Here is a 3,320-nt window from a genome sequence, read left to right as displayed (position 1 = left end):
CCATTTTGCCATTCCTGGGAAATAGTCGCCCGGAGATTGTTCAAATATATCTCTGGGGTTGCAAATTGCTGCATCAATTCCATGTAAACTATATGCCAATAAGAAAAAGTATTCTCTAGGTCATGCTTCCACAGAGAAGCTTCTCGATTGGCTGTCAATCCGTCAAAAATTAACTTTTTTTCAACATCAGGTAAATGGCAAAAGAAATCGGTCACAGCATCATCATCTAAACTGGTGTGGTAAAATTCCTCATCCAATTCCCTAATTTTTTGAGCTAATTTGAACCCATCTTGTCCTTGTGACTGCACCAATAACCATTCCCATTCCAATAAGCTACTTGTTGTCGCTCCTTCCAAATGAATACCATTAGCAATTTCTATCCAGTCGGGTATACCATTAGAGATTTCACTTTCTGCTGACAACAAACTGGCTGCAAAACCATCGTCATTACTAAAGCCATTCTCAAAAGCCGTTTTTACCAATGGCTTCATCTTTTGTGCAACTGCTTCTAAATCTTCAACAAAAGTACAGTCATCAAAATAAGGTTCTTCCCAGCTTGCTTCTTGGACTATATATTTTCCCTCTGGCTGGGATGCTTGCCAAATAATCTGATTCCATTCTCCCCATAATTGGGACCAAGTTTGAGCTAATTTTGCCAAAGAAGTTGGTTGTGCTTTGCTTGTTTTTACCTGTTCTACTGTTTGAGGTGGAGCGATGATTTGAGTTAAAGTCTCCTGGGTATTCCCTTGCAGTTGAGCAAACACAGTTACTCGCTGTTCGTTAGATAAAACCGCAAATAATTCATCGAGTAGCCGGGAAATCTCCTCTTCTGTAAGTGCTTCAAAGATACGCGAACCAACAGAGGTTTCTTGTTTAACCTTACCCAAAGAATTGCTCTGGCTCTTTTTTGGCATCTTGGGAAATCCCCTTAGCATTACATAAATAGCCTATTTCAACCGGAAGTAAGGAGGAGGACAGTCAAACATTATTTAACAAACGTTAATTTGCAATTTCAGCTTCCAACAAACTCAGCACTTTCTCTTCCAGTCCAGTCAAATAAGCACGATTCAGCTTCCCCAGCGACTCCAAGAACTTCTGCACCGACTCCTCCAGCTCACTTGAATACACCCGATTAACGCGATCGCATATCTCCCGCATCTGCTGACACTCCGCAGGTAGGTAATCGTAAGATTTCAGGTGCTGCAAAGCAATTGTATATTCCCCATCCCAGCTTTTGACAGTGCAACTAAAATCATTCACTCTTGCGACTATCCCCCAGCAGCCACGCTTACCCCTGAGTTCGGGGTTGTCTTTGGTAAGGATTTGGCAAACTTCGCCAACCTGGTAGGTATTTGGTACTTGGGTTCGCTCCATTATGCGCTGCACAACATCTTTCACGATTTTGCCAGTAGGCACTTTCCCGCCAGCAAGTTTTACTGCTTTTAGCCACACTTCTTGCTGTTGTTGCGGTTCGAGCTTAGTCATGGGTCGAACTTGCCCTTCGCTGGTAGGCAAGATTTGTAGCTGATCAGAGTGGACTGTAGCAGGATCATCTTCAATTTGATTTTGTGTCCAATTTGGACACATTTTGATTAAATTATCTACAACTCCAGCAGCTTCAATTAATCTGTAAGGATGACGACGCTCAAATCCAAACCTGTCCTTGCAATAGTCTTCAAAGGTTGAATGCGTCGAACGGTACAGTCGGCGATCGCGTAATTCTGCCAGTGCCTTCCCCGCTTCAAAAAACGCCCGTTCGACCTTCCTCTCCAGGAGTAGGCGATCGCTTTGTTCCTCGTCGGTCAATTCCTCTACTTCAACAGCACTAACCGTAATTGTTGCTGTAGTTGGATTTTCCTCAACAGAGATATCTTCATTTGCAGAGTTACTGAGTGATTTTGAATTTATCTCTGCGGCAGAGGTGGCTTTTTTACGCCTAGAAGATGGTTTAGCCATCATTCCACCCCTTTAATTCAATAGTACTTGCTCAAAATCAATGACAAATAGATTAACTATGTGGTGAGTTATGGCAGTAATGCTCTGGGATTGGACTCGGTGGAGCATTATCATCTTCACGAATCCTCTTGAATTTTCACAATGTCATTGACAGTTACTAACTCTCCAGATAGCACAGAGCAAATCCTTGCTAGTTTTACCAAATTATCGATATCCGCTTTTTTTAGCCTGCCATCACGGGCGACAGTCAAGGTATGTCTAGTGACTTCATTCGGGCTACCCTCAAACTGCCTATGAACTGCATAGACAGACAAGAGGCTACCATCTTCAGTTTTGGGCCACCATTGCGAAATATCAATATATGCTTCCATCCAAAGTGCTAACACGTTTTTAATGATTAACCTCCATTAACGCTTATCTGATTACAGAATAACAGCCAATCAACATACAGGCTATCAATTAACAGACTAATTGCTAATTAGTGTATTGATAATCAGTTATCAGAATAGCATAATATAACTATCACAAAAGGCAACCGCCCTTAGCCTCGGAAACTTTGGAAGCGATCGCCTTTTGAAAAACCCATACATTCGTACAGGGAATCTTAATTATGACTCACGCCTTTTACACAGCACAACAGCTGCAACTGAAATCTATTGCCCAACTCAAGCAAATCTACAGCGAAATTGCCTGCACAACCAAAGTAAGCGACAAACGCTGTAAGGACGCGTGGATTTCCGCCATTGTTAATTATCAGGCAAGCAAGATTCAGAAACTCGCCCCTGCTGCCCCCGACAACCAAGCCGCAGCCCAAGCCGAACTCGACAACTACATCGCTGACCAAGCCCAAGTTGTAGCTTCCGAACCCCTCACAACAGTCGAAATCTCATTTGACCACCACGAATATTACGCTGATGACAAACTGATAGGCACCATCAGCCATGACGACAACCACTTAACGCAACGCTGGGTAGTTATGGTCAACGATAAAGAAGTATTCCGTGCCAACACTCCAATGCGTTGCGATCGCTTCATCTGCACTCACTATAAAGACAGCACACTACCAGTAAAAGCAAAGGTGCAGGGGAGCAGGGGTGCAGAGGGGAAAAACTTACAACAACTTTCTCCTCTGCCCCTCTGCGCCTCTGCCCCCATGCCTTCCTCTTCTACTGAAAACCAAATCATGGCGCATATCTTCAACGAGTGCCAGAATTATAGGTTTGAAATTCTCGATGATGGCATTTACAACAGCAACGGCGTGAAACTGGGGCAAGTCGGATGCACTGACGGTAACTGGTGGGTGAAAAGGCGTTATTCAGGTCAGCAGCAGTATTCTAACTCGGTCTATGATGCAGTGCGCTCAT

Annotated in this window: 3 protein-coding genes and 1 pseudogene; 1 reads left to right on the top strand and 3 read right to left on the bottom strand. The window is 43.6% G+C overall.

Features of this window, described 5'->3' with window-relative positions:
* From H6G97_RS48275 to H6G97_RS48265, 3 genes and pseudogenes are all read right to left on the bottom strand, one after another.
* Positions 1-914 (bottom strand): annotated as a pseudogene (locus H6G97_RS48275) (hypothetical protein); the annotation flags it as partial.
* A gap of 85 nt (positions 915-999) precedes the next feature.
* The gene (locus tag H6G97_RS48270; protein WP_338422018.1) at positions 1,000-1,959 is read right to left on the bottom strand and encodes a hypothetical protein; all 960 of its coding nucleotides are present in this window, start codon (positions 1,957-1,959) and stop codon (positions 1,000-1,002) included.
* Positions 1,960-2,072: 113 nt separating this feature from the next.
* On the bottom strand, positions 2,073-2,327 hold the full coding sequence (locus H6G97_RS48265; protein ID WP_094329294.1) for a hypothetical protein: 255 nt from the start codon (positions 2,325-2,327) through the stop codon (positions 2,073-2,075).
* Between the two features lie 239 nt (positions 2,328-2,566).
* Here H6G97_RS48265 and H6G97_RS48260 point away from each other — a divergent pair.
* A partial coding sequence (locus H6G97_RS48260) for a hypothetical protein (RefSeq protein ID WP_190947410.1) occupies positions 2,567-3,320 on the top strand: 754 nt, incomplete at its 3' end.

It is taken from the genome of Nostoc flagelliforme FACHB-838 (assembly GCF_014698065.1).
GTDB classification, from domain to species: domain Bacteria; phylum Cyanobacteriota; class Cyanobacteriia; order Cyanobacteriales; family Nostocaceae; genus Nostoc; species Nostoc flagelliforme_B.
This window is presented reverse-complemented; position numbering and strand designations above follow the sequence as displayed.